This is a genomic window from Acidovorax radicis, from assembly GCF_020510705.1.
Classification (GTDB): Bacteria; Pseudomonadota; Gammaproteobacteria; order Burkholderiales; family Burkholderiaceae_C; genus Acidovorax; species Acidovorax radicis_A.
This window is the reverse complement of record NZ_CP075184.1, coordinates 2,267,842-2,291,391: the sequence shown is the minus strand read 5'-3', so window position 1 is coordinate 2,291,391 and position 23,550 is coordinate 2,267,842. Positions and strand designations below refer to the sequence as shown.

The 23,550-nt window shown below is 60.6% G+C and carries 24 protein-coding genes, 6 tRNA genes and 1 pseudogene; 12 read left to right on the top strand and 19 right to left on the bottom strand.

Translation table 11 applies throughout. The annotated features are described in order from the left end of the window. From KI609_RS10540 to KI609_RS10520, 5 genes are all read right to left on the bottom strand, one after another. Positions 1–996, bottom strand: coding sequence for a 2-hydroxyacid dehydrogenase (locus KI609_RS10540; RefSeq protein ID WP_226449767.1), 996 nt, complete (start codon positions 994–996; stop codon positions 1–3). Positions 997–1,012: 16 nt separating this feature from the next. Further along, positions 1,013–2,434 (bottom strand): sodium:proton antiporter, encoded by a 1,422-nt coding sequence (locus KI609_RS10535; protein WP_413463403.1) that lies wholly within the window; start codon positions 2,432–2,434, stop codon positions 1,013–1,015. Between the two features lie 105 nt (positions 2,435–2,539). Then, entirely contained in the window at positions 2,540–3,760 is a 1,221-nt protein-coding gene (gene pncB, locus KI609_RS10530) for a nicotinate phosphoribosyltransferase (protein ID WP_226449765.1), read from the bottom strand. Positions 3,761–4,050: 290 nt separating this feature from the next. After that, the gene (locus tag KI609_RS10525) at positions 4,051–4,524 is read right to left on the bottom strand and encodes an acyl-CoA thioesterase (RefSeq protein ID WP_226449763.1); all 474 of its coding nucleotides are present in this window, start codon (positions 4,522–4,524) and stop codon (positions 4,051–4,053) included. Further along, positions 4,521–5,459, bottom strand: a complete 939-nt coding sequence (locus KI609_RS10520; RefSeq protein ID WP_226449761.1) for a histone deacetylase — start codon at positions 5,457–5,459, stop codon at positions 4,521–4,523. The genes KI609_RS10525 and KI609_RS10520 overlap by 4 nt, the downstream gene beginning before the upstream one ends. Positions 5,460–5,658: 199 nt before the next feature. Between KI609_RS10520 and KI609_RS10515 the strand changes: the two genes are divergently transcribed. Next, positions 5,659–6,207, top strand: a complete 549-nt coding sequence (locus KI609_RS10515; RefSeq protein ID WP_226449759.1) for a phasin family protein — start codon at positions 5,659–5,661, stop codon at positions 6,205–6,207. A gap of 213 nt (positions 6,208–6,420) precedes the next feature. Here KI609_RS10515 and KI609_RS10510 read toward each other — a convergent pair whose 3' ends face one another. Then, positions 6,421–6,576: a hypothetical protein gene (locus KI609_RS10510; protein WP_226449757.1), complete on the bottom strand. Its 156-nt coding sequence runs from the start codon at positions 6,574–6,576 to the stop codon at positions 6,421–6,423. Between KI609_RS10510 and KI609_RS10505 the strand changes: the two genes are divergently transcribed. Further along, entirely contained in the window at positions 6,575–7,627 is a 1,053-nt protein-coding gene (locus KI609_RS10505; protein ID WP_226449755.1) for an extracellular solute-binding protein, read from the top strand. The genes KI609_RS10510 and KI609_RS10505 overlap by 2 nt on opposite strands. A 124-nt stretch (positions 7,628–7,751) precedes the next feature. Continuing rightward, the gene (locus KI609_RS10500; protein ID WP_226449753.1) at positions 7,752–8,510 is read left to right on the top strand and encodes a 3-hydroxyacyl-CoA dehydrogenase; all 759 of its coding nucleotides are present in this window, start codon (positions 7,752–7,754) and stop codon (positions 8,508–8,510) included. A gap of 234 nt (positions 8,511–8,744) precedes the next feature. On the opposite strand, the gene KI609_RS10495 is transcribed toward KI609_RS10500, so the two are convergent. Continuing rightward, positions 8,745–9,089 (bottom strand): EAL domain-containing protein, encoded by a 345-nt coding sequence (locus tag KI609_RS10495; RefSeq protein ID WP_319003139.1) that lies wholly within the window; start codon positions 9,087–9,089, stop codon positions 8,745–8,747. 102 nt (positions 9,090–9,191) lie between these two features. On the opposite strand from KI609_RS10495, the gene istA reads away from it, so the two are divergent. The 5 genes and pseudogenes from istA (at position 9,192) to KI609_RS10470 (ending at position 12,777) form a co-directional block, all read left to right on the top strand. Continuing rightward, positions 9,192–10,715, top strand: a complete 1,524-nt coding sequence (gene istA, locus KI609_RS10490) for an IS21 family transposase (RefSeq protein WP_226449751.1) — start codon at positions 9,192–9,194, stop codon at positions 10,713–10,715. Continuing rightward, a complete protein-coding gene (gene istB / locus KI609_RS10485; RefSeq protein WP_226449749.1) occupies positions 10,708–11,613 on the top strand; it encodes an IS21-like element helper ATPase IstB in 906 nt (301 codons plus the stop codon). Before istA ends, istB begins: the two co-directional genes overlap by 8 nt. A gap of 93 nt (positions 11,614–11,706) precedes the next feature. After that, positions 11,707–12,048, top strand: a pseudogene (locus tag KI609_RS10480) (TrbI/VirB10 family protein); the annotation flags it as partial. After that, complete coding sequence (locus tag KI609_RS10475) at positions 12,045–12,290, top strand: DUF2274 domain-containing protein (protein WP_226449747.1); 246 nt, start codon at positions 12,045–12,047, stop codon at positions 12,288–12,290. The pseudogene KI609_RS10480 and the gene KI609_RS10475, both read left to right, overlap by 4 nt. 136 nt (positions 12,291–12,426) lie before the next feature. Continuing rightward, positions 12,427–12,777, top strand: a complete 351-nt coding sequence (locus KI609_RS10470; RefSeq protein WP_226449745.1) for a helix-turn-helix transcriptional regulator — start codon at positions 12,427–12,429, stop codon at positions 12,775–12,777. Positions 12,778–12,920: 143 nt separating this feature from the next. Here the strand turns inward: KI609_RS10470 and KI609_RS10465 are convergent. The 11 genes from KI609_RS10465 to folC form a co-directional block, all read right to left on the bottom strand. Continuing rightward, positions 12,921–12,997, bottom strand: a tRNA-Asp gene (locus KI609_RS10465). 51 nt (positions 12,998–13,048) lie between these two features. Next, positions 13,049–13,124, bottom strand: a tRNA-Glu gene (locus KI609_RS10460). A gap of 57 nt (positions 13,125–13,181) precedes the next feature. Next, a tRNA-Ala gene (locus KI609_RS10455) sits at positions 13,182–13,257 on the bottom strand. A gap of 64 nt (positions 13,258–13,321) precedes the next feature. Next, positions 13,322–13,398: transfer RNA gene (locus KI609_RS10450), tRNA-Asp, on the bottom strand. Positions 13,399–13,449: 51 nt separating this feature from the next. After that, positions 13,450–13,525: transfer RNA gene (locus KI609_RS10445), tRNA-Glu, on the bottom strand. A gap of 57 nt (positions 13,526–13,582) precedes the next feature. Then, positions 13,583–13,658 (bottom strand) — tRNA-Ala (locus KI609_RS10440). Between the two features lie 65 nt (positions 13,659–13,723). Then, the gene (gene gltX / locus KI609_RS10435) at positions 13,724–15,145 is read right to left on the bottom strand and encodes a glutamate--tRNA ligase (RefSeq protein ID WP_226449743.1); all 1,422 of its coding nucleotides are present in this window, start codon (positions 15,143–15,145) and stop codon (positions 13,724–13,726) included. Between the two features lie 97 nt (positions 15,146–15,242). After that, positions 15,243–16,748 carry an amidophosphoribosyltransferase gene (gene purF, locus KI609_RS10430; protein WP_226449741.1) on the bottom strand — a complete coding sequence of 502 codons (1,506 nt, stop codon included), beginning with the start codon at positions 16,746–16,748 and terminating at the stop codon, positions 15,243–15,245. Between the two features lie 78 nt (positions 16,749–16,826). Then, positions 16,827–17,315 carry a CvpA family protein gene (locus KI609_RS10425; protein ID WP_226449739.1) on the bottom strand — a complete coding sequence of 163 codons (489 nt, stop codon included), beginning with the start codon at positions 17,313–17,315 and terminating at the stop codon, positions 16,827–16,829. A gap of 30 nt (positions 17,316–17,345) precedes the next feature. Further along, on the bottom strand, positions 17,346–18,185 hold the full coding sequence (locus KI609_RS10420; protein WP_226449737.1) for an SPOR domain-containing protein: 840 nt from the start codon (positions 18,183–18,185) through the stop codon (positions 17,346–17,348). Between the two features lie 37 nt (positions 18,186–18,222). Next, positions 18,223–19,545 (bottom strand): bifunctional tetrahydrofolate synthase/dihydrofolate synthase, encoded by a 1,323-nt coding sequence (folC, locus tag KI609_RS10415; protein ID WP_226449735.1) that lies wholly within the window; start codon positions 19,543–19,545, stop codon positions 18,223–18,225. A gap of 61 nt (positions 19,546–19,606) precedes the next feature. Between folC and KI609_RS10410 the strand changes: the two genes are divergently transcribed. From KI609_RS10410 to argG, 4 genes are all read left to right on the top strand, one after another. Next, positions 19,607–19,999, top strand: coding sequence for an arsenate reductase (locus tag KI609_RS10410; protein WP_413463402.1), 393 nt, complete (start codon positions 19,607–19,609; stop codon positions 19,997–19,999). A gap of 136 nt (positions 20,000–20,135) precedes the next feature. After that, complete coding sequence (locus KI609_RS10405; protein WP_226449733.1) at positions 20,136–20,792, top strand: glycine zipper 2TM domain-containing protein; 657 nt, start codon at positions 20,136–20,138, stop codon at positions 20,790–20,792. A 188-nt stretch (positions 20,793–20,980) separates the two neighbouring features. Then, on the top strand, positions 20,981–21,298 hold the full coding sequence (locus KI609_RS10400; RefSeq protein WP_226449731.1) for a pyrimidine/purine nucleoside phosphorylase: 318 nt from the start codon (positions 20,981–20,983) through the stop codon (positions 21,296–21,298). An 85-nt stretch (positions 21,299–21,383) separates the two neighbouring features. Further along, a complete protein-coding gene (argG, locus tag KI609_RS10395; protein WP_226449730.1) occupies positions 21,384–22,730 on the top strand; it encodes an argininosuccinate synthase in 1,347 nt (448 codons plus the stop codon). Positions 22,731–22,840: 110 nt separating this feature from the next. Here the strand turns inward: argG and KI609_RS10390 are convergent, their stop codons facing one another. After that, positions 22,841–23,506 carry a 7-cyano-7-deazaguanine/7-aminomethyl-7-deazaguanine transporter gene (locus KI609_RS10390; protein ID WP_226449729.1) on the bottom strand — a complete coding sequence of 222 codons (666 nt, stop codon included), beginning with the start codon at positions 23,504–23,506 and terminating at the stop codon, positions 22,841–22,843. Positions 23,507–23,550: the final 44 nt, after the last annotated feature.

The window sequence follows — 23,550 nt, the reverse complement described above, 5'->3', positions numbered from 1 at the left end:
TCACTGCGCGCGCAAGCCGGCCACGGGCTGGTTCACCGGTGTGAGCGCCCCGCGCCCGTCAAAGAAGGCCATCAGGTTGTCTGCCGCCAGGTTGGCCATGGCACGGCGCGTGGGCACCGTGGCGCTGGCAATGTGCGGCGTGAGCACCACGTTGGGCACGGTGAGCAGATCGGGGTGCACGCTGGGCTCGCCCTCGAACACATCCAGGCCCGCTGCGGCAATGCGGCCTTCGCGCAGCGCCACGGCCAGCGCGGCATCGTCCACGATGCCGCCGCGCGCAATGTTGATGAGGGTAGCCGTCGGCTTCATCAGCGCCAGCTCGGCCGCGCCAATGGTGTGGTGCGATGCGGGGGTGTAAGGCACCACCAGCACCACATGGTCGGCCGTGCGCAGCAGCTCTTCCTTGCTCACATACGCTGCCTTGCATTCGGCTTCGAGCGCGGGCGCCAGGCGCGAGCGGTTGTGATAGATCACCTTCATGCCAAAGCCGTGCGCGCCGCGCTTGGCAATGCCCTGCCCGATGCGGCCCATGCCGATGATGCCCAGCGTGCTGCCGTGGATGTCGCTGCCCGCAAACATGTCGTAACTCCACTTGGTCCACTTTCCGGCGCGCAGGTAATGCTCGCTCTCGGTCATGCGGCGCGCCGTGGCCATCAAGAGCGCAAAGCCGAAATCGGCCGTGGTCTCGGTCAGCACATCCGGCGTGTTGGTGCCCCACACGCCTGCGGCGGTCATGGCATCCACATCAAAGTTGTTGTAGCCCACGGCCATGTTGGCGCAGATCTTCAGGCGCGGCGCGGCGGCGAGCAAGGTGGCGTCGATGCGCTGGCTGCCGGTGGTGAGCACGCCGTCCTTGTCGGCCAGGCGGGCGGCCAGCTCGGCCGGGGTCCAGATCACGTCGTCAGGGTTGGCTTCGACCACGAAGTGTTCGCGCAGGCGATCCACGATGTCGGGGAATATCGCTCGGGCGACCAGGATGCGAGGCTGTGTGGACATGGGCAGATATCTCCAATCAACGGAACCAGATGAATGTGACGATCACGAACAAGGGCACCAGAATGCCGCCGGACCAGAGCATGTAGCCAAAAAAGCTGGGCATCTTGACGCCACGGTCTTCTGCAATCGCCTTGACCATGAGGTTCGGTGCATTGCCGATATACGTATTGGCGCCCATGAACACGGCACCCGCCGAAATGGCCGCCAGCGTGGGCGCGAGCGTGGTCATGAGCACCGCAGGGTCGCCCCCGGCGGTGTTGAAGAACACCAGGTAGGTCGGTGCGTTGTCCAGGAACGAACTGAGCAAGCCCGTGGCCCAGAAATACATGGCAGGGTCGGCAGATCCGTCCGCACGGGTCACGGCAGCCACTACGGCACCAAACGGGCCGTTGACGCCGGCCTTGAGCATGGCAATGACGGGGATGATGGTGAGAAAGATCCCCGCGAACAGTTTGGCGACTTCCTGCATGGGGCCCCAGCTGAACTGGTTGTCGTGATGCACCTTTTTGCTGGTCAGCCACAGAGAGGCAAAGGTGACGAGCACCAGGCCCACATCGCGCACGATGCCGGGCAGCCCCACCGGCGTGCCTGCCATATCGAACACCACGGGCGACTTCCAGAACCCGCTCAGCAGCACCAACACGATCACGGCGCCAAGCAGCACAAAGTTGACCTTGCCATCAAACCCGATGTTGCGGCTGTCGGGTGTTGGATCGACAGGCAGTGTTTCTTCGCGGCGGTGGTAATACCACGAGTCAATGGCAAAGAAGATGGCCAGCAGCACCCCGACCATGAACAGTGTTTCCTGAAAGATATGGCCGACAGTCCAGAAGAAATCCACGCCCTTGAGGAACCCCAGAAACAACGGCGGGTCGCCCAGCGGGGTCAGCGAGCCCCCGACGTTCGACACGATAAAAATGAAGAACACCACCACATGCGCCACGTGTTTTCGGTTGTCATTGGCCCGGACCAGGGGGCGGATCAGCAGCATGGAAGCGCCCGTGGTGCCCATGAAGCTGGCCAGCACCGCACCGATGGCGAGAATCGCCGTATTGAGCCCCGGGCTGCCGTGCAGGTTGCCCCGGATGTGAATCCCCCCGGCCACAGTGAACAGCGCTGTGAGCAAGATCACAAACGGGATGTATTCGGCCAGCAGGGCATGAACGAGGCTCGCCCCCGCCACACCGGGCCCAAAGGCCACGGCAAACGGCACCAAAAACGCCAACCCCCAGCCTGCCGCCACCTTGCCAAAGTGGTGGTGCCAGAAGATGGGCGCCAGCAAGGGAATGAGGGCAATCGACAACAAGATGCCGGCAAACGGCACACCCCACAGCACCGACAGCGATGCGCCGTCCACATCAGCCGCCATGGCCAAGCCTGGCAATAGCAACCCTGCCCCTGCGGCGATCATCGGGGCCCATCGGCGAAAAATTGTCATTGTTTTTGTCTCCATCAAAGCGGTAAGGGTGTCCATTGCGGATACCCACTGTCAGTATCAGAAAAAGAAAAAGCGGCGGCGGGGCGCCACCGCCGCCCGCCAAGGTCAGGCCGGCGTCTGGATGTCAAACACCTGGCGCAGGTAGGCCAGATACTTCTCGTCGTCGCACATGCCCTTGCCGGGTGTGTCGGACAGCTTGGCCACCGGCTGGTCGTTGCAACGGGTCATCTTGATGACCACCTGCAAAGGCTCGTGCTCCGGCGGGTCTCCCAGGTCGTTGGTCAGGTTGGTGCCAATGCCAAACGCCAGCTGGCAGCGCCCCCGAAACTGTTGGTACAACTCAATGATGCGGGGCACCGTGAGCCCGTCGCTGAAGATCAGGGTCTTGGTCAGCGGATCCACCCGGTTTTTGCGATAGTGCTCCAGCAGGCGCTCGCCCCAGGCAAATGGGTCGCCACTGTCGTGGCGGGCACCGTCAAACAGCTTGCAAAAATACAGGTCGAAGTCGCGCAAAAAGGCGCTCATGCCGTAGACGTCCGACAGTGCAATGCCCAGGTCACCCCGGTATTCCTTGGCCCATATTTCAAACCCAAACACCTGGCTGTCGCGCAAGCGTGGGCCCAGTGCCTGGCAGGCCTGCAGGTATTCGTGGGCCATCGTGCCCAGGGGGGTGACGCCCAGCTTCATGGCATACAGCACGTTGCTGGTACCAGCGAACTGGCCCGCGCCCTGGGGCGCACCAGGACGGCGGTCACCGGTGCCCAGCCGCGCCACCAGCACACGCAACACCTCTTCATGCCAGGCCCGGCTGAAGCGGCGGCGGGTGCCATAGTCGGCAATCTTGAGATCTTCCAGCCCCTCGGCCTGTAGCGCTGCAATCTTGGAATCGAGCCTGCGGCGGCCTTCGGGAAAATTGGGCACCTTTTGCGTGTTGCGAAAGTAGACCTCGTTGACGATGGCCAATACAGGGATTTCGAACAGGATCGTGTGCAGCCACGGCCCACGAATGATGATTTCGATCTCACCCGTGTGTTGCGGGGTGATGGTGATGTACTTTTCATTCAGGCGAAACAGCCCCAGAAAATCCACAAAATCACTTTTGATGAATCGCAGCGAACGCAGGTACGCCAGTTCAGCATCCTGAAAATGCAGGCTGCACAACGAGCGGATTTCGTCGCGAATCTCGTTGACAAAGGGGGCCAGCTGCACGCCGGGGTTGCGGCACTTGAAGCGGTATTCCACCTGGGCGCTGGGAAACTGGTGCAGCACCACCTGCATCATGGTGAACTTGTACAGATCGGTGTCGAGCAGGCTGGTGATGATCATGAACGGGGCAGGCCTCAGGCGTGGTGACAACAAGGTCAACGGGGTTGCGCGTAGGGCGGGCTGCTTGTCAAACAGGCCGCCGCGCAATCAATAGCCCGGACAGGCTACGAGGGGGCAAACGCCATAAAGTGTAGGCCATTAGGGACATCGGTGCGGGGCAAAACCACTGCCGTCAGCACCGGTTCAGCCGTCGAATACCGAATGGCCAGTTTTTTAATGAAATATGCCTCTAGCGCTTATGCATCAATCGCAGGTAGCTATCAAAATGATGGCAACAATCTGCTCGACATTCAAGCGGGCACCACCAGGGCCTGCAGCACACCGCGCAAGGTGTCCGGCACCGGAACGGGTCTGCGGCTGTCGCGGTCCACATAAACATGGATAAAATGCCCAGCCGCTGCCGTGAGCGGCTCGCCTTGCGCAAACAGGCCCACCTCGTAGCGCACGCTGGAGCCGCCCAGCCGCGCCACGCGGATACCCGCTTCCACGGTTTGCGGAAACGCAAGGGGCGCGAAATAGTTGCACTGCGTTTCGATCACCAGGCCGATGGTGGTGCCCGCGTGAATATCCAGCGCGCCCTGGTCGATCAGGTGTGCATTCACCGCCGTGTCGAACCAGCTGTAGTACACCACGTTGTTCACGTGGCCATAGACGTCGTTGTCGGACCAGCGGGTGGTGATGGTGCGAAACACGCGGTAGGCGCTGCGCGGCTGGGGCGCCAGGCGGGCGGGCGTGGAAACGGAGGCGATGGCTGGGGAGGTCATGGCCGCCTATTTTGCCAGCGCTGGTGATATTCCAGCGCCACACGCCAGGTCGTGAGCTGGGCTTTGATCGTGTCCTCCAGGTCGTTCCCGTAGCCTCCGGCCATGGCAAATGCCACAGGAATCCGCCGTTGCCACGCCCAGTCAAACACACGCCGGTCGCGTGCCTCCAGGCCATCGTGGCTCACCGCCAGACGGCCCAGACGATCGCCCACATGCGGGTCGGCCCCGGCGAGGTAGAACAGCACATCGGGGCTACACCGCTGATCGAGCACGCCCAAGGCGAGTTCCAGCGCGTGGAGGTATTCATCGTCCGCACAACCGTCGGGCAGCTCGACATCCAGGTCGCTCAGCTCCTTGCGAAAGGGAAAGTTGCGCGCCCCGTGTAGCGACAACGTGAACACGCTGCTATCGCCCTGGAATATGTGCGCCGTGCCATTGCCCTGGTGCACATCCAGATCAACCACCGCTATTTGAAGCACGCGCAACCGAGCGCCCGGTTCGCGCACGCGGTCGGCCTGCAGAGATCGCGCAGCGACCGCCACATCGTTGAACACGCAAAAGCCGCTGCCCCGGTCGGCATATGCATGGTGCGTGCCGCCTGCCACATTACCCGCCACGCCATCGCGCAGGGCCGCCCGGCCTGCAGCGACGGTGGCCCCCACCGAGCGAAGGGCACGCTCGGCCATGGCTTCGCTCCACGGGAATCCGATCTCACGCTGCGCGGCGGCAGACAAGGTGCCCGCCGCAACCTGCACGATGTAGTCGCTTTGGTGCACAAGCGCCAGTTCGCTCTCGGACGCCGGCAACGCCACATGCAGCGCCACGCCGGGCAGCTCGCGGGCGATCCGGTCTCGCAACATCCGGTACTTGGCCATTGGAAACCGGTGGTGCTCTGGCAGCGGAAGAACAAAGTGATCGGCGTAATAGGCGCGCATGTCGGCATTGTGTCGGGCCGTGGGTTTCTGGGGGAGCGTGCCTAATTTGCTGCAATGCAACAAAAACCCCTTGCAATCACACAGCAAGTCCCTAAAATTCGATCTATGCTGCACTGCAACATGACGACAAGGTCAGGGCCAGCGCAGATGTCTGTGAAACACCCGGGCCCCAGGGGCCTTCATTCTTAGGAGATATGACATGACGCTGACCGCTGAACAAATCCTGGCCTCGCACAAAGCCAACATCGAAACCCTGTTTGGTCTGACCACCAAGGCCTTCGAAGGCGTGGAAAAGCTGGTTGAACTGAATGTGACCGCTTCGCGCGCTGCCTTGTCCGAAGCCTCTAACCACACCCAAGCCATGCTGGGCGTGAAAGACGCACAAGAACTGTTGGCCCTGCAAGCTGGCCTGTTCCAGCCCCTGGCTGAAAAGACAGCGGCCTACAGCCGTCATTTGTATGACATCGCCTCGGGCACGGGTGCGGAACTGGGCAAGGCTTTTGAAAGCCAGACCTCCGACGCACAACGCGCTTTCACCAACTTGGTAGACAGCGCCGCCAAAAACGCCCCAGCGGGTTCCGAAACCGCCGTGGCGGTGATGAAGAGCGCCGTCTCTGCCGCCAACAACGCGTTTGAATCCGTCCAGAAGGCTGTGAAGCAAGCGTCTGATGTGGCTGAAGCCAACTTCAACGCCGTGGCCAACACGGCCGCCAACGCAGCCAAGACGGCCGCTCCCCGCAAGCGCTGATTGCCTGCGGTTGATCGGGTCTGGAGGACACCCTCTAGACCATCTTCAGGGAATACCCTGATAATGCAACCCAGCGCTGAGAACACTTCTGAGCACTCCAGTTGTCTCCTTGGATCCTCTCGAAACCCCCGTTTCAGGGATCCTTTTCAAGCCCGGTTTATTGACCGGGCTTTTTTTTGGCCGAAACATCCGTGCGACACCAACGGCCACCGATCACCATAAAAAAAAAGGGCTGTCTTTTGACCTGTGGGCGACGTGTAGCAGCGGTCTGGGCTGTGCAGAAACCCCGTTCACCATCGTGCCATGTTGAGAATAATTCGCGTTTGCTTTATCATTGGCGACATCACAAACCGCAAAGATGTTGTCCATGTCAAAAACCGTGAAAGTCTTGCTAAGCGCTTGTGTGCTGGCCGCCACCGCTGGCGCCCTGCATGCACAGGAACAGGTCGTCAACCTTTACTCGGCCCGCCACTACGCCACAGACGAAGATCTGTACACCGGCTTCACCAAGGCAACCGGCATCAAGATCAACCGCGTGGATGCCGACGATGCTGGCATCTTGGCCCGGCTCAAGGCCGAAGGCACGGCATCACCGGCCGACGTGATCCTGCTCGTGGATGCAGCCCGCCTGTACAAGGGCGAGGTCGACGGCCTCTTCCAGCCCATCCATTCCAAGGTGCTCAATGACGCCATTCCGGCCAATCTGCGCAGCAATCCGGCGGCAGATGGCGGTATTTCCTGGTTTGGCCTGTCCACGCGTGCGCGTGTGGTGGTCTACAACAAGGTCAAGATGCAGAAGTCGGATGTGGACACTTACGAGGAACTCGCCGACCCCAAGAACAAGGGCAAACTGTGCATCCGCTCGGGATCACACCCCTACAACCTGAGCCTTTTTGGCGCAGTCACAGAACACATGGGTGAGCAAAAGGCAGAAGCCTGGCTCAAGGGCATGGTGGCCAATCTGGCCCGGCCACCCAAGGGGGGCGATACGGACCAGATCAAGGCCGTTGCGTCGGGCGAATGCGAAATTGCCGTGACCAACAGCTATTACCTGGCTCGGATGATGCGTTCGAACAAACCCGAAGACGTGGCGGTGGTCAACAAAGTGGGCGTGGTGTTCCCCAACCAGGATACCTGGGGCACACACGTGAACATCGCAGGCGGGGCCGTGGCCCGTTACGCCAAGAACCAGGCCAATGCCATCAAGTTTCTGGAATACCTGGCCAGCCCACAAGCGCAGAACTACTTTGCCAACGGCAACAATGAATGGCCCGCAGCCAAGGGTGTGACGCTGGACAACCCCGCCCTGAAGGCCATGACTGGCGGCAAACCATTCAAGAGCGAAACCATTCCGATCAGCGCCGTGGGCGCCAACATGACCAAGGTGCAGCAGATGCTGGACCGCGTGGGTTTCCAGTAAGCACGACGTGCTCCCGCAGGTTCGCACCAAGCCCGGTCCAGCCGGGCTTTTTTACGCCCCGTTCCGCGAAGTCATTGCGTCATAATTGACGTTTACGTTAACGTAACTTCTTGGAGACAAAGACATGGACATCAAGGGCAAAGTATTCATCGTGACTGGCGGAGCATCTGGTCTTGGTGAAGGCACGGCACGCATGTTGGCCGCCCAGGGCGGCAAGGTGGTGATTGCCGACATGCAAGCGGAAAAAGGGGAAGCGGTCGCCCGTGAAATTGGCGGCGCTTTCGTGAAATGTGATGTGAGCAACGAGGCCGACGGCCAAGCCGTGGTTGCCAAAGCGGTGTCCATGGGCAAACTGATGGGGTTGGTCAATTGCGCCGGCATTGCACCGGCTGAGAAAACCGTCGGCAAGAACGGCGCCCATGCGCTGGCTGTTTTCAGTAAAACCATCACTGTCAATCTGATTGGCAGCTTCAACATGATCCGTCTCGCCGCCGAGGCCATGTGCAAGAACGAACCCGAGTCCACGGGTGAACGCGGCGCACTGATCTCCACAGCCAGTGTCGCTGCGTATGACGGGCAGATTGGCCAGGCAGCTTATTCAGCCTCCAAGGGTGGTGTGGTGGGCATGACCCTTCCCATCGCCCGCGACCTGGCTCGCAATGGCATCCGCAACATGACGATCGCCCCCGGCATCTTCGGCACGCCCATGCTGTTTGGCATGCCCCAGGAAGTGCAGGACGCGCTGGCTGCGGGTGTGCCCTTCCCCAGCCGACTCGGTACACCACAGGACTACGCCAAACTCGTGCAGCACATCTTCGAGAACGACATGCTCAACGGCGAGGTCATCCGCCTGGACGGTGCCATCCGCCTGGCCCCGCGGTGATTGCGTATCGCAGCGGTCCCCAAGCGCGCCACGCCACGCTATTTAATTGATAGCACCTACCGCTTATGTATAGCGCGCTACGGCCTGAAAACGCTTAAAAATGTTGCTCGGGGCCCGTAGCTGGCCCTGGCGACAGGATCTGGCGCAACGGCCCTCCCCCAGCGCATCCGCTCACGATGGGGCCTGTCAGGATGGGGCCTGCCTTGTTTCTCGCGCAGGCACCCGTCGGCTGGATCAATCCGTGATCGAGCGCGGCTGCGTCATCAGACCTTCCAGTTGCGCAGCGGGCACCGGTCGGCTGAAGAAATAGCCCTGGCCCGTATCGCAACCCAAAGACAACAGGGTTTCAGATTGCAGGGCGGTCTCGACCCCCTCGGCGATGGTTTCCAGGGCCAGGCTTTGCGCCAGGCCGATGATGGCGCGCACGATGTGTTGGGCACTGGGGTCTTCACCCAGATGGCGCACGAACGACTGGTCAATCTTGAGCTTGTGCACACGCAGGCGCTGGATGTAGCTGAACGACGAATATCCGGTGCCAAAGTCGTCAATCGACAGCTGGACCCCGAGTGTTAGTGCCAACCCAAAACTGACCAGCTAAAGCGCAAAGTGCCAATCCAAAATTGACCAGGGTGTTCCACTGACCTGCTGAATCTTTCAGCAGGGGGATACAAGGTGATCACCATGGACATGATTGGCAAAGTCAGGCGCATGAAGCTGCGCGACCAACTCTCCCTCAGCGAGATCGCAAAGCGCACCGGCCTGTCGCGCAACACGGTAAAGAAGTGGCTGAAGGCCCCCAGCGAAGCCGTTCCTCGGTACGAACGGGCCCACGCCGAGGGCAAGCTCACGGCCTTCGAGCCAAGCCTGCACCAGGCGCTCAGCACCGACAGCCGTCGGCCCAAGCAAGGCCGGCGCAGCGGCCGGGCTTTGTTCGCACAGATTCAGGCCCAGGGTTACCGTGGCGGCTACAGCGCCGTCACCGCTTACATCCGCCGCTGGCGGGTGGAGTCCGTGTCCAGTTCCACCAAGGCCTTTGTACCGCTGAGCTTCGAACTCGGCGAAGCCTTCCAGTTCGACTGGAGCGACGAAGGCATGGTGGTCGGCGGCGTGTTCTACAACGTCCAGGTGGCTCACTTGAAGCTGTGTGCCAGCCGGGCCTTCTGGCTGGTGGCCTATCCCAGCCAAGGGCACGAGATGCTGTTCGATGCACACACGCGGTCGTTCCAGGCCCTCGGTGGTGTCACGCGGCGCGGCATCTACGACAACATGAAGACCGCCGTGGACAAAGTCCAGCGCGGCAAGCAACGCATCGTCAATGCCCGCTTCGCCGCCATGTGCAGCCACTACCTGTTCGACCCCGACTTCTGCAACGTCGCCTCGGGCTGGGAGAAAGGCGTGGTCGAGAAGAACGTGCAGGACAGCCGTCGGCGCATCTGGATCGAAGCCGCCACACGCCGCTTCGGCTCGTTCATCGAACTCAACGCCTGGCTGGCGGAACGCTGTCGCTCGGTGTGGGCCGACACCGCACACCCGATCCATCGACAGTTCACCGTGGCCGAGATGTGGGAGTTGGAGAAAGGCCACCTCATGTCGATGCCGACGCCCTTTGATGGCTACGTCGAGAAGTTGGCCCGGGTCAGCAGCACCTGCCTGGTGGCGGCCACCCGCAACCGTTACTCCGTGCCCTGCGAATGGGCCGGGCACATCGTCAGCACCCGCGTCTATCCCGAGCGTATTGATGTTGCCGCCGCAGACGCCGTGGTGGCCAGCCACGCCCGACTGCCCGGCGGCGGCCAGACCAGCTACGACTGGCAGCACTACATCGACCTGGTGCAACGCAAGCCTGGCGCCTTGCGCAACGGCACACCGTTCCTGGACCTGCCGCCACCACTGCTGCGCTTACGCCAGTCATTGCTGCGCCACGCAGGCGGCGACCGGGCCATGGCCCAGGTGTTGGCCGCCGTGCCGCAGTCTGGGCTTGAAGCGGTGCTGGTGGCGGTCGAGCTCGTGCTCGAAGGCATGGCCCCCAGCGGCACCATCAGCGTCGAGCATGTGCACAACGTGCTCACCCGCTTGAACAACCCGGCCACGTCGGCGCAGGCAGAAACCTCACTGCGGCTGAGCCAGGCGCCGAAAGCGGACACGGCGCGCTACGACCGCTTGCGGCCCACCCATCTGGATGGACAGGAGGTCGGCCATGCGTGATACCACCGGGGATGTGTATGCCCAACTGAAGGCGTTGCGACTCAATGGCATGGCGACTGCCTGGGCCGATCTGACCGAGCAAGGCGGTGACACCAGCCTGGCGGCTTCGCGCTGGTTGGTGGAACACCTGCTGCGAGCGGAAGATGCCGACCGGGCCATGCGCTCGATTGCGCACCAGATGAAGTCTGCTCGCTTCCCGGTCCACCGCGACCTGGCAGGCTTTGACTTCAAGGTCTCGCAAGTCGACCAAGGCTTGATCCACAAACTGGCCGACCTGGCGTTCACCCAGGACGCGCAGAACGTGGTGTTGATTGGCGGGCCGGGCACGGGCAAGACCCACCTGGCCACCGCGCTGGGCATCTCCGGGCTGACTCAGCACGGCAAGCGGGTGCGCTTCTATTCGACGGTGGACCTGGTCAACGCCCGGGAGCAGGAAAAGAGCCTGGGACGTGCGGGTCGCATCGCCATGAGCCTGGGGCGCATGGACCTGGTCGTGCTCGATGAGTTGGGCTATCTGCCGTTCAGCCAGGCCGGTGGGGCTTTGCTGTTCCATCTGCTGTCCAAGCTCTACGAGCACACCAGCGTGATGATCACCACCAACCTGACATTCGCCGAATGGTCGACGGTGTTCGGAGACGCCAAGATGACCACTGCGCTGCTCGACCGGCTCACGCACCACTGCCACATCATCGAAACCGGGAACGAGTCTTACCGCTTCCGCCACAGCAGCAATGAAGCCAAAGGCCGCATCAAGACGCGGGAGCAAGCTAGGAAGGTGGCAGCCGGCCGAGGCATCCAAGCCAGCGATACCGTGGAGGAAGGGGCCTCGCCTGACGGCTCGGGAACACCACAGATCGATTCAAGAAAAGGAGGACCAACCGAGGCAAGCAGCCTATAGTTATTCACAGTTGGCCTTCACGAAGGTCGACCTAGCCCCTGGTCAACATTCGATTGGCACTGGTGGTCAAGATTGGATCGGCTCTAACAGCCGGGCACTGACCCGGCCGGATATGCCGGACTGGAGGATGGCGTGGACTGGCACTGGGACCGAATCCTGGCCGGGGCTGCGCTGTCTACGCTGCTTGGGGTCGGAGCGGAACTGGCGGCGCCGGAGAGCCGCACCAGCGAGGATGGCAACCGGACGGTGATCGCTATCCGCGAGGGCGCGCAGGACTCGATCAACCAGGTGGGGCAGGAGATCACGAGGCGCAATGCGAGCATTCAGCCGACGCTGACGATTCGACCGGGGTTCCCCATGCGGGTGATGGTGAGCAAGGATCTTGTGCTGCGGCCGTACCAGCCTCTTTTCTTCAGTCGCGGGGGGATTCAATGAGCAAGAGCGTGAACCGGTTGAGCCTGGGGCCGCTGCCGGCGTCATCTTCGGTGAAATTGACGGTCACGGTCTCAACCGAGCTGAAGGCGCAGCTTGATGCGTACGCAGAGGTGCATGCGCGGGTGCACCAGGTGCCGGTGGATGCCGTGGCGCTGGTGCCGCACATGCTGGCGGCGTTTATCGCGCGGGATCGTGGCTTCAAGGCAATCCAGACCGAGCCAACCACAAGGGTTCCCGTTTGAGTTGACACCCAATGCCACCCCCCTCCCCTACTCCTCGCTTTGCTGCGTCAGGTTGGGGACGGCGGACATCCCCGGCAATCTATGGACATACCGCGACGGCAATGAACGCCGACGCAACCGTCGAAAGGATCGCCAAATGTCAGCCTCCTCCAACAACCCATCACGCGTGATGACCGAACAATTCATCGACAACCAAGCAACGGCTCGGACCGAGCAGGCTACGCACCTTCTTCGGGAAGCCCTCGCGCTGCTGGATGTCGGAACACTGGCTTCAACGGAGGTCATCGCCACGAAGCGCATGCCTGACAGACTCCTGCGACTTCCCGAAGTCGAGCGACTGACTGGCCTTCGCCGTTCAGCCATCTATGAACAGATGCAACGAGGTATTTTTCCTCGGTCCGTCAAGGTCGGACCACGTGCGGCAACATGGTCGGAGATCGCTGTTCAAGCGTGGATCGCAGATCGCCTGGACGGACGTTTGCGTTGACCCAGAACGCTCATCAACGCCGATCGCTAAGGCATTTTTGCAACAGCTCAGACGTCTGAGAAATCTAGGACACCCGTTAGGACACGGGGCATCAGAAAGACAAGAGGGTTAGCAGATACTTACCTGCTAACCCTCATGAATATTGGCGGAGTGGACGGGACTCGAACCCGCGACCCCCGGCGTGACAGGCCGGTATTCTAACCAACTGAACTACCACTCCTGGCAGGCAGCTTTCGCTTGCATCTTTCAACACAAGCCAAGCGCTACAACTTGGCGACCCCACGGGGATTCGAACCCCGGTACTCACCGTGAAAGGGTGATGTCCTAGGCCTCTAGACGATGGGGTCAAAACCTTGGAACTAACCGATAACTACTAACACGACCAACCAACAATTCTCAAACCTTGGTGGAGGTAAACGGGATCGAACCGATGACCTCTTGCATGCCATGCAAGCGCTCTCCCAGCTGAGCTATACCCCCACGGCTCTTTGGCTTACACCAAAGAAAAACCCTTGCATATCAAAGACCTGCAAGGGTTTTTGACTGGCGGAGTGGACGGGACTCGAACCCGCGACCCCCGGCGTGACAGGCCGGTATTCTAACCAACTGAACTACCACTCCTGGCAGGCAGCTTTCGCTTGTATCTTTCAAAACAAGCCAAGCGCTACAACTTGGCGACCCCACGGGGATTCGAACCCCGGTACTCACCGTGAAAGGGTGATGTCCTAGGCCTCTAGACGATGGGGTCAAAACCTTGGAACTAACCGATAACTACTAACACGATCAACCAACAATTCTCAAACCTTGGTGGAGGTAAACGGGATCGAACCGATGACCTCTTGCATGCCATGCAAGCGCTCTCCCAGCTGAGCTATACCCCCATTTAATGACATCAATCACACAGTGTTTGTTGTCATCATCAGAGCCTCGAATTATAGACAGCTTTTTAGTGATTTCGCAAACGCGCTACAACTTTTTCACGCCCAACCAATTCAAGCACCGCATCCACCGATGGTGTGTGGGCTGTACCCACCGTCAAAACCCGCACCGGCATTGCCAACTGAGGCATCTTGACTCCGTGGGCTGCAAGCACCTGCTTGAAGGCGGCACTGATAGAAGCCTTATCCCATTCGCATCCAGACAACACATCGGCCAATGCATCCAGCGCCGGAACAATGGCTTCGGTGACATGCTGGGCGCGTTCTGCATCCACTGGTGTCACATCCCCGTAAAAGACCTGCGCCCAATTCGCCAGCGCCACCGTGGTGTCGCAACGATCCTTGAACAAGGCGCAGATACGCGCAAGTCGACCGTCAGCCAATTCAGCGGCCGATATACCCCGCTGCTGCAGTTGTGGCGCCACAAGCGCAGCCAAGTCAGCATCCGCCATCACTTTGAGGTGCTGCGCATTCACCCAGCGCAACTTGGCCTCGTCGAACTGCGCAGCACTGCGCCCCAGATGGTCCAGATTGAACCACTGCAGAAACTGCTCGCGGCTGAAAATTTCATCGTCACCATGACTCCAGCCCAGGCGAGCCAGGTAGTTCACCATGGCGTCTGGCAAATAACCTTCGTCGCGGTATTGCGTGACGGGCTTGGCACCATTGCGCTTGCTCATCTTCTCCCCCTGCTCGTTCAGCACGGTGGGCAGATGGGCGTATACGGGCGGCTCCTTGCCAAGCGCCCGGAAGATATTGATCTGACGCGGCGTGTTGTTGACATGGTCATCGCCACGAATCACATGCGTGATGACCATGTCGATATCGTCAACCACCACACAAAAGTTGTAGGTGGGCGTTCCGTCCGGGCGCGCAATCACGAGGTCGTCGAGTTCGTCGTTGCTGATCTCGATGCGGCCCTTGACCTTGTCATCCCAGGCCACGACGCCGCCGTTGGGGTTTTTGAACCGCAGGACGGGCTGCACACCAACGGGAACTGGTGGCAGGGCTTTACCAGGATCAGGACGCCAGGTTCCGTCATAGCGCGGCTTTTCCTTGGCGGCCATCTGCTTTTCACGCAACGCATCGAGTTCTTCAATACTCATGTAGCACGGGTACACATGGCCTGCGGCCTGCAAATCGGCCAGTACCGCCTTGTAGCGATCCATGCGTTGCATTTGATAGAACGGGCCTTCGTCATGGTCAAGCCCCAACCACGCCATGCCCTCGATGATGACGTCCACGGCGGCCTGGCTGGAACGCTCCAGATCGGTGTCTTCGATACGCAGAATGAAATCTCCGCCAGCCGCACGGGCAAACGCCCATGGGTAGAGTGCCGAACGGATATTGCCCAAGTGGATGAACCCCGTAGGCGAGGGAGCAAAACGGGTGCGTACGCGGGTTGAAGTGGAAGCGGTGTTTTCAGTCATATCAATAAGTTCTGGCCCCTTGTGGGGCCAGTTTCAAGATTCAATCAGTCGACGGATGTGCTGCACTTTGCATCCATCCAGGCGATATGCACAGGCCCTACGCCTCTTGCGCATTTGGCAAAGCCAGACGCGAAGTATCCTCTTCGCCCTCTTCCACCCCCACACGCCCTTCATTGAGGCGGTCAATATCGGCGGCGGAGATGTCACCCGTCACATACACACCATCAAAGCACGATGCATCAAAGTCGGCGATCGCGCTATTGAGCGAGCCAATGGCTTTCTTCATGCCATCCACATCCTGATAAATGAGCGCATCACAACCAATGGACTGGCGAATTTCATCCACGGTACGGCCATGGGCGACCAGTTCGCTGCTGGTGGGCATGTCAATGCCATAGACGTTCGGATAGCGCACCGGTGGCGCCGCGCTGGCCAGGTAGACCTTGCGGGCCCCAGCGTCGCGGGCCATCTGCACGATTTCGCGGCTGGTGGTTCCGCGCACGATGGAGTCGTCCACCAGCAATACGTTGCGCCCCTTGAACTCGCTGGCAATCACATTGAGCTTCTGGCGCACAGACTTTTTGCGCACGCCCTGCCCGGGCATGATGAACGTCCGGCCCACGTATCGGTTCTTCACGAAACCCTCGCGATACGGGATGCCGAGCAGATGGGCCAGCTGGGTCGCGCTGGGCCGGCTTGACTCCGGGATCGGGATGACCACATCGATCTCGTTGGGGGGCACGGTGGAGATCACCCGCTTTGCCAAGGATTCGCCCAGGTTCAGGCGGGCCTGGTAGACCGAGATTCCATCCAGCACCGAATCCGGGCGCGCAAGGTACACAAACTCGAAGATGCAGGGGTTGAGCTTGGGGTTCTCGGCGCATTGGCTGGCATGCACTTTACCGTCCAGCGTGATGAAGATCGCCTCACCGGGATCAATGTTGCGCTCGAAAACATGCGAGGTGCCTTCCAGCGCGACCGACTCGCTACCCACCATGACCGTTCCGTCCTGGCTGCGCCCCATCGCCAGCGGGCGGATGCCGTGTGGGTCACGAAAAGCCAGCAATCCATGGCCCGCAATGAGGGCAATCACCGCGTAAGACCCCTTGATGCGCTTGTGCACCGCACGCACCGCAGTGAACACGTCCTCTGGTTGCAACGGCACTCCGCGCGTGGAGCGCTCCAACTCATGAGCGAACACGTTCAACAGTACCTCTGAGTCGCTGTCGGTGTTGGTGTGGCGGTGATCGGTCAGGAACAACTCGGTGCGCAGCTCGCGGGCATTGGTCAGGTTGCCGTTGTGCACCAGAACGATCCCAAAAGGTGCGTTGACGTAAAAGGGCTGCGCCTCTTCCTCACTGTAAGCATTGCCTGCCGTGGGGTATCGCACCTGCCCCAATCCGACGCTGCCGGGCAAAGCACGCATATTGCGGGTGCGAAACACATCGCGCACCATGCCTTTGGCCTTGTGCATGAAAAACTTGCGGCCTTGCTGGGTGACGATGCCCGCAGCGTCCTGACCCCGGTGCTGCAAAAGCAGCAAAGCGTCATAGATCAGCTGATTGACGGGCGTTGTGCTCACGACGCCGACGATTCCACACATAGTTGTATTCCATCCGTTTACGGGAACATCCCCGCGGCAACCACTCGGCAACGGCTTATGGCCGCTACCCCATTGATATCAAGAAGGCAGATGCCTACTAAATTCTTCCGGTAATGCAGGTTTCAAGCCCTTGAGCACTTCAGCCAGCACCGGTGCGGCCTGCGACTCTTGCCACCAAGGCGCACCACCCACAGGCGTAAGCCCCGCCACCACTGCCACAGCCAATAACAAAACGACGCCTCGCAGCACCCCAAAAATCGCGCCCAATGCCCGGTCCGCCGGTCGAAGTCCAATGGCCTCGATCAGCTTTTTGGCCAGCGAGGTCAAAAAACCGCAAGCAAACACTGCGGCAATAAAAACGATCACAAAGCCCGCTGCATAACGCAGCGCCCCTGCCGACTCCCTCATCGGGAGCCAGGCCGCAACGTCTTGCGCAAACCACTGCGCCACAAAAAACGACACGACCCACCCAAACAAAGACAGCACTTCAAACACCAGTCCACGCCAAGCGCCTATCAGCATAGATGCGACAAGCACCCCCATGAAGATCCAATCAAGCGCCGCCATGAATGCAAGCTAGACCGAGCTGGCTTTGGCTTACAGCGTCAACACCGAAGCGGGAAGATCCAGCCCTTTGATGCGCGCAGCGGCCTTGTCTGCATCACCACGGGTAGTGAACGGGCCCACACGAACCCGGGTCCGCTTTCCGTCTTTGGTATCTACCACCTGCATATAAGTTTTCATCCCGGCGCGCTCGACCTTGGTCCGTGCTTCGCGGGCCTTGTCGGCGTCAGCAAAAGCGCCCACCTGCACGATGAAGCGGCTCTCCTCGGCATTGCCAGCGGCAGGCAAAGTGGTAGCGGCCGGTGCAGGCGAGCGCCCTTCCAGCAACGCACGGGCGCGGGCTGAATCGTCCGTGCGGGGCGTCGGCTTGTGCTCAATCGGGGCCGGCGTTTTTGGCTCCGGCTTGGGTTCGGGCCTTGATTCCACCTTGACGGGCGCGGACGGTACCGGCTTCGCCACAGCGGGACGTGTTCCAGGCACGATTTCTTCGCCCTCGGTCAATCCGTTGCCGATCGCGCTGCTGCGCGCAGCAGCGACATGCGACCCCGCAGCGGAACTTTGAGCAGCAGGCGCAGCAGGTTTGACCGCAGGAGCCACGGCCACCGGAGCAGGAACCACCAGGGGTGCGACCTTATTGCGGTCCGGGATTTCAATGGGAATATCCACGGGCACAGGCCGGGGCTGGGTATCAAAAAGCAGAGGAAATCCGATGACACCCAGCAGCACCAGCACGGCGGCGCCAATCAGCCTGTGGCGGGCGCGGCGGCGCATCACCTCGACACTCTCGACCTGGGGCGCGCGTGGCCGCTTTGAAGGTTTTTCGGTCTGTTGCTGCTCACCCCGACCGGGCCACCGAAACTTGAAAAATGCCATGGAGTAACGACTCGTAAGGACCTCAGAACCCGCCTGATCAGCCCAAATGTTTAGCGTGCAATCGGGGGGTTCCGTTCACCAAAACGCCTCCAACCGTATAAAACGAGCCAAAGACCACAATTCTATCAGTGGGGTCTGCAGCGGCGACCGCAGACTGAAGTGCCTCCATGGGGCCTGAGTGCAATGTGGATGTGACGTCACTGCGGCGCCCTGAAACCATCTGGACAGCGTTCCACTTCTGCTGCAATCCCGCAGCAGTTTCAGCACGTGGAGTCGGCAGGTCGGTGAAATACCAGCGATCCACCAACGGCCCTACCTTGGCCATCATGGGAGCCAGGTCCTTATCGGCCATGGCCCCAAAAACAGCATGGGTGCACGGGAAATACCCCATGGCATCCAGATTGGCGGTGAGCGCCGCCACCGAATGGGGGTTGTGTGCCACATCCAGCACCAGCGTGGGCTGGCCCGGAACAATCTGGAACCGGCCAGGCAACTCGACCATGGCCATCCCGTTGCGCACCGCCTGGGCCGTCACGGGCAGGCGCTCGCGCAGCGCTTCAAACGCAGCCAATACACCCGAGGCATTGATCAACTGGTTGGCGCCCCGCAGCGACGGGTAGGCCAGACCGGCATAGCGCCGACCGCGCCCCGCCCAGTTCCACTGCTGCTTGTCGCCCGAGAAGTTGAAATCGCGCCCAAAACTCCACAGGTCAGCACCAACCTCCATCGCGTGATCCATGACGCTTTGGGGCGCCATCGGATCGCTCACCACCACGGGCCGGCCCGTGCGCATGATCCCCGCCTTTTCGCGGCCGATGCTCTCGCGGTCGGGCCCCAGGAACTCGGTGTGATCGATGTCGATGCTGGTGATGATGGCGCAGTCGGTATCCACGATATTTGTCGCATCCAGCCGTCCACCCAAGCCGACTTCCAAAATCGCAACGTCCAGCAGCGAATGGCTCATCAACCGCAGGATGGCCAGCGTGGTGAACTCAAAATACGTGAGCGATATTTCATCCCCATTTTGGGTTCTTGCGCTTTCCACTGCTTCAAAGTGCGCTACCAAATCTGAAGCAGACACAATCTCCCCATGCACACGGCACCGCTCTTCGAAATGCACCAGATGCGGCGATGTGTACACCCCTGTGCGATAGCCCGCCTGCAGCGCCACCGCTTCGAGCATCGCGCAGGTGGACCCCTTGCCATTGGTGCCCGCCACCGTGATCACCGGGCATTCAAAACGCAATGACATCCGTCGCGCGACTTCGCGGACCCGGTCCAGGCCCAGATCGATATTGAGGGGGTGTAACTGCTCACAATGGCGCAGCCAGCCTTCCAGGGTGTGGGGTTTGGTTTGCATACAGCCGGGGATTGTCGCCGAGCCTGCGGTCACCCGCCGAATATCAGGGATGATGCGTGGCATGAAAAATGTGCGTATCACCCTCTATGGCATCCCCAACTGCGACACCGTCAAAAAATCCCGCGCCTGGATGACAGAACACGGGCTGGACTACGAATTTCGCGATTTCAAAAAGCAGGGCGTTCCTGCAGACCGGGCCAGCGCTTGGACAAAAGCACTTGGATGGCAAAAGCTGCTCAATCGCCAGGGAACCACCTGGCGCAAGCTCGATGCAGACACCCAGGCGACGGTGCAAGACGATGCAAGCGCGCGTGCCGTCATGCAACTGTACCCAAGCACCATCAAGCGCCCAGTCGTCGAGTGGCAGGTCGAAGGCCAGAGCGAACCACAGATTCATGTGGGATTTGTCCCGGAACAATGGCAAACACTGATCGATACCCAGGGCCAAGACTGAAATCTGGCGGCCAAGACGGGAAAATCGCACAATTCTTTACGCAGGTTTACGGTGCCCCAGCCCTCAATTCACGGTCTGCGCCTAAACTTTTCGTCAGTCTGGTGCGTTATGTACCGACCCGAAAAGGAGTTTCTCCATGAAAAAGATCGTTGTTTTTTCCGTCCTGGCCGCAATAGCCACCCTGGCGAGCGCGCAGGAACAAGGCCGTGTGCTGTCGGCCACCCCTGTGGTGCAACAAATCGGCGTGCCACAGCAGGTCTGCGGCAATGAGACCGTTTACAGCGGCAACCGCACATCAGGAGCCGGTGCCGTGATTGGCGCAATTGCTGGCGGCGCTGCGGGCAATGCCATCGGCAGAGGCAACGGCCGTGCCGCCGCCACCGCCATTGGTGTGCTGGGTGGCGCGGTTCTGGGCAACCAGATCGAGGGCAATGGCCAGCCGCAATACCAGAACGTGCAGCGATGCAACACCGAGACCTATTACGAAAACCGCACTGTGGGCTATGACGTGGTCTATGAATACGCTGGCCGGCAATACACGACACGCACCCAGAACGACCCCGGCCGCTGGATTGCGGTGAACGTGCAGCCCGCTGGCCAGTACTCCACCCAGCCTGATCCATACGCACCGCAAGGCGTGTACAGCCAGCCCGGTGTGGTCACCTCCACGTATTCCACTCAACCGGTGTACCAGCAACCGGTCTACGTCGCCCCTCCTGTCACCGTGATCGAATACGGGTATGACGGCGGGCGCCCTTACTACCCGCGCCATCGCAATCCGTACGATCGGTGATCGACTGAGTGCTGATGGCCCATGGGCATGCAGGCCCATGTATGGCCCTCCATTGAAGAAAAGAGCCTTTCGGGGCTCTTTTTTTGACCTTTGGATAGAGTGCGCGCACGCAACTGGGCGACTGCGTGCAACGCGGCGCGCACCCTGTCCTAAAATCGCGGGTTTCCTTCCTAACTCACCGCCCCTCCATGACCACCGAAAAAATCGACGGCGTGTCCGTCACGACCCAGGCCAGTGTTTACTTTGACGGCAAGTGCGTGAGCCACGGGATCACGTTCCCCGATGGCACGAAAAAATCGGTCGGTGTGGTGCTGCCAGCAACACTCACCTTCAACACGGGCGCACCTGAAATCATGGAGTGCGTGGCTGGATCGTGCGAATACAAGCTCAGTGGCACAGACAACTGGGTGAAATCTTCGGCAGGCGAAAAATTCAGCGTGCCCGGCAATTCGAAGTTCGATATCCGCGTGACCGAGGCCTACCACTACATCTGCCATTTCGGCTGAGATGTTTCGGCTGAAATTTGATTGATTTTGGCCTCTAGCGCTTATTCAATAAGCGCTAGCAGCTATCATTTTTGAAAAACATTCCATGGCAACCATCCTCCAGAACCTCCCCCTCGGCCAAAAGGTCGGCATCGCATTCTCCGGCGGCCTGGACACCAGCGCCGCACTGCACTGGATGAAGCTCAAGGGCGCTTTGCCCTACGCTTACACCGCCAACCTCGGCCAGCCGGACGAGGCCGACTACGACGCCATCCCACGCAAGGCGATGGAATACGGTGCAGAAAAAGCCCGTCTGGTCGACTGCCGCACACAGCTCGCACATGAAGGCATCGCCGCCCTGCAGGCCGGCGCCTTCCACATCTCCACGGGTGGGCTGACCTACTTCAATACCACGCCCCTGGGCCGCGCCGTGACCGGCACCATGCTCGTGGCCGCCATGAAGGAGGACGACGTCAACATCTGGGGTGACGGCTCGACCTTCAAGGGCAACGACATCGAGCGCTTCTACCGCTACGGCCTGTTGACCAACCCTTCGCTCAAGATCTACAAGCCCTGGCTGGACCAGTTGTTCATCGACGAACTGGGCGGCCGTGCCGAGATGTCGGCGTTCATGACGAAGGCCGGCTTTGGCTACAAGATGAGCGCCGAAAAGGCCTACAGCACCGACAGCAACATGCTGGGCGCCACGCACGAGGCCAAAGACCTGGAGTTTTTGAACAGCGGTATCCGCATCGTCAACCCCATCATGGGCGTGGCGTTCTGGAAGGACGAGGTTGAAGTCAAGCGCGAGGAAGTGTCGGTGCGCTTTGAAGAAGGCCAGCCCGTGGCGCTCAACGGCGTGGAATTCGACGACCCTGTCGCGCTGATCCTGGAAGCCAACCGCATCGGCGGCCGCCACGGCCTGGGCATGAGCGACCAGATCGAGAACCGCATCATCGAAGCCAAGAGCCGCGGAATCTACGAAGCCCCCGGCCTCGCGCTGCTGCACGTCGCCTATGAGCGTCTGGTGACCGGCATCCACAACGAAGACACCATCGAGCAGTACCGCATGAACGGCCTCAAGCTCGGCCGCCTGCTGTACCAAGGCCGCTGGTTCGACCCGCAGGCCATCATGCTGCGCGAAACCGCCCAGCGCTGGGTGGCGCGCGCCGTGACCGGCACGGTGACGCTGGAACTGCGCCGTGGCAATGACTATTCGCTGCTGAACACCGAATCGCCCAACCTGACGTACCACCCCGAGCGCCTGTCGATGGAGAAGGTCGAAGACGCGCCGTTCTCGCCGCTGGACCGGATTGGCCAGTTGACCATGCGCAACCTGGACATCGTGGACACACGCGACAAACTGGGCGTGTATGCACGTGCGGGGCTGCTGTCGTTGGGTGGCAATGCCGCGCTGGCGCAACTGGAAAATGGCAACAGCACCAAGAAATAATGGCGAAATAAGCCTCTAGCGCTTGCACTGCAAGCGCAATCAGCTATAAAAACAGAAGCAAACCGCCCCCCGCTAAGCAAGCAGCTGGGGCGGTTTTTTGTTGTGTGGGCTCAGGCCGCTGCTGGATAGGGCTCCCGCCCCATGGTGCGGACGACGGCGGCCAGCACCACGCCATACGCTGGCACAAACAGCAGCAGGCTCACAACCAGCTTGATGATGTAGTCGACCATCGCAATCTCCCCCCAGTTCGCGGCCATGAAGGCGTCCGTGCTGCGCCAAAAGGCAATGGAGAAAAATGCCGCCGTGTCCAGCGCCTGACCGAACACCGACGCTGCAGCGGGTGCCAGCCACCACGCCCGGCTTTGCTGGCGGATGCGGTCGAACACCTGAATATCGAGCAGTTGCCCCAACACATAGGCCGCAAAACTGGCAAACGCGATGCGGAACACGAAGGTGTTGAACGTCTGCAGCGCGCCTGCGCCGTTGAAATGCCCTTCGTGGAACAGCACGCCCACAACGTAAGAAGCCACGAGCGCGGGGAACATCGCCCTCGTGATCACGCGACGCGCCGACTCCTTGCCAATCAGGCGCACCGTGAGGTCGGTCGCCAGAAAGATGAAGGGGAAACTGAACGCGCCCCAGGTGCTGTGAAAGCCCAGCAGCGTGATGGGCAACTGCACCAGGTAGTTGCTGGCGATGACGATGGCGATGTGGAGCGCCACCAGGAGGAAAAGAGCGAGCGGCGCGCGCGAATGCGGCGCTTGAACGGGAGTCATGGCAGTCCTTTTTGGTGAATGGGGGCGAGGGAACCCATCAATTG

What these genes read in the sequence shown, in the direction of transcription:
- istB (WP_226449749.1), top strand. Translation starts at nt 10,708, where the DNA reads ATGCGTGATACCACCGGGGATGTGTATGCCCAACTGAAGGCGTTGCGA.
- KI609_RS10425 (WP_226449739.1), bottom strand. Translation starts at nt 17,315, where the DNA reads ATGGCGGCGCTTGATTGGATCTTCATGGGGGTGCTTGTCGCATCTATG.
- istA (WP_226449751.1), top strand. Translation starts at nt 9,192, where the DNA reads ATGGACATGATTGGCAAAGTCAGGCGCATGAAGCTGCGCGACCAACTC.
- KI609_RS10390 (WP_226449729.1), bottom strand. Translation starts at nt 23,506, where the DNA reads ATGACTCCCGTTCAAGCGCCGCATTCGCGCGCGCCGCTCGCTCTTTTC.
- purF (WP_226449741.1), bottom strand. Translation starts at nt 16,748, where the DNA reads ATGTGTGGAATCGTCGGCGTCGTGAGCACAACGCCCGTCAATCAGCTG.
- argG (WP_226449730.1), top strand. Translation starts at nt 21,384, where the DNA reads ATGGCAACCATCCTCCAGAACCTCCCCCTCGGCCAAAAGGTCGGCATC.
- KI609_RS10500 (WP_226449753.1), top strand. Translation starts at nt 7,752, where the DNA reads ATGGACATCAAGGGCAAAGTATTCATCGTGACTGGCGGAGCATCTGGT.
- KI609_RS10520 (WP_226449761.1), bottom strand. Translation starts at nt 5,459, where the DNA reads ATGCGCGCCTATTACGCCGATCACTTTGTTCTTCCGCTGCCAGAGCAC.
- KI609_RS10525 (WP_226449763.1), bottom strand. Translation starts at nt 4,524, where the DNA reads ATGACCTCCCCAGCCATCGCCTCCGTTTCCACGCCCGCCCGCCTGGCG.
- KI609_RS10410 (WP_413463402.1), top strand. Translation starts at nt 19,607, where the DNA reads ATGAAAAATGTGCGTATCACCCTCTATGGCATCCCCAACTGCGACACC.
- KI609_RS10475 (WP_226449747.1), top strand. Translation starts at nt 12,045, where the DNA reads ATGAGCAAGAGCGTGAACCGGTTGAGCCTGGGGCCGCTGCCGGCGTCA.
- folC (WP_226449735.1), bottom strand. Translation starts at nt 19,545, where the DNA reads ATGCAAACCAAACCCCACACCCTGGAAGGCTGGCTGCGCCATTGTGAG.
- gltX (WP_226449743.1), bottom strand. Translation starts at nt 15,145, where the DNA reads ATGACTGAAAACACCGCTTCCACTTCAACCCGCGTACGCACCCGTTTT.
- KI609_RS10400 (WP_226449731.1), top strand. Translation starts at nt 20,981, where the DNA reads ATGACCACCGAAAAAATCGACGGCGTGTCCGTCACGACCCAGGCCAGT.
- KI609_RS10505 (WP_226449755.1), top strand. Translation starts at nt 6,575, where the DNA reads ATGTCAAAAACCGTGAAAGTCTTGCTAAGCGCTTGTGTGCTGGCCGCC.
- pncB (WP_226449765.1), bottom strand. Translation starts at nt 3,760, where the DNA reads ATGATCATCACCAGCCTGCTCGACACCGATCTGTACAAGTTCACCATG.
- KI609_RS10515 (WP_226449759.1), top strand. Translation starts at nt 5,659, where the DNA reads ATGACGCTGACCGCTGAACAAATCCTGGCCTCGCACAAAGCCAACATC.
- KI609_RS10405 (WP_226449733.1), top strand. Translation starts at nt 20,136, where the DNA reads ATGAAAAAGATCGTTGTTTTTTCCGTCCTGGCCGCAATAGCCACCCTG.
- KI609_RS10510 (WP_226449757.1), bottom strand. Translation starts at nt 6,576, where the DNA reads ATGGACAACATCTTTGCGGTTTGTGATGTCGCCAATGATAAAGCAAAC.
- KI609_RS10470 (WP_226449745.1), top strand. Translation starts at nt 12,427, where the DNA reads ATGTCAGCCTCCTCCAACAACCCATCACGCGTGATGACCGAACAATTC.
- KI609_RS10535 (WP_413463403.1), bottom strand. Translation starts at nt 2,434, where the DNA reads ATGACAATTTTTCGCCGATGGGCCCCGATGATCGCCGCAGGGGCAGGG.
- KI609_RS10420 (WP_226449737.1), bottom strand. Translation starts at nt 18,185, where the DNA reads ATGGCATTTTTCAAGTTTCGGTGGCCCGGTCGGGGTGAGCAGCAACAG.
- KI609_RS10540 (WP_226449767.1), bottom strand. Translation starts at nt 996, where the DNA reads ATGTCCACACAGCCTCGCATCCTGGTCGCCCGAGCGATATTCCCCGAC.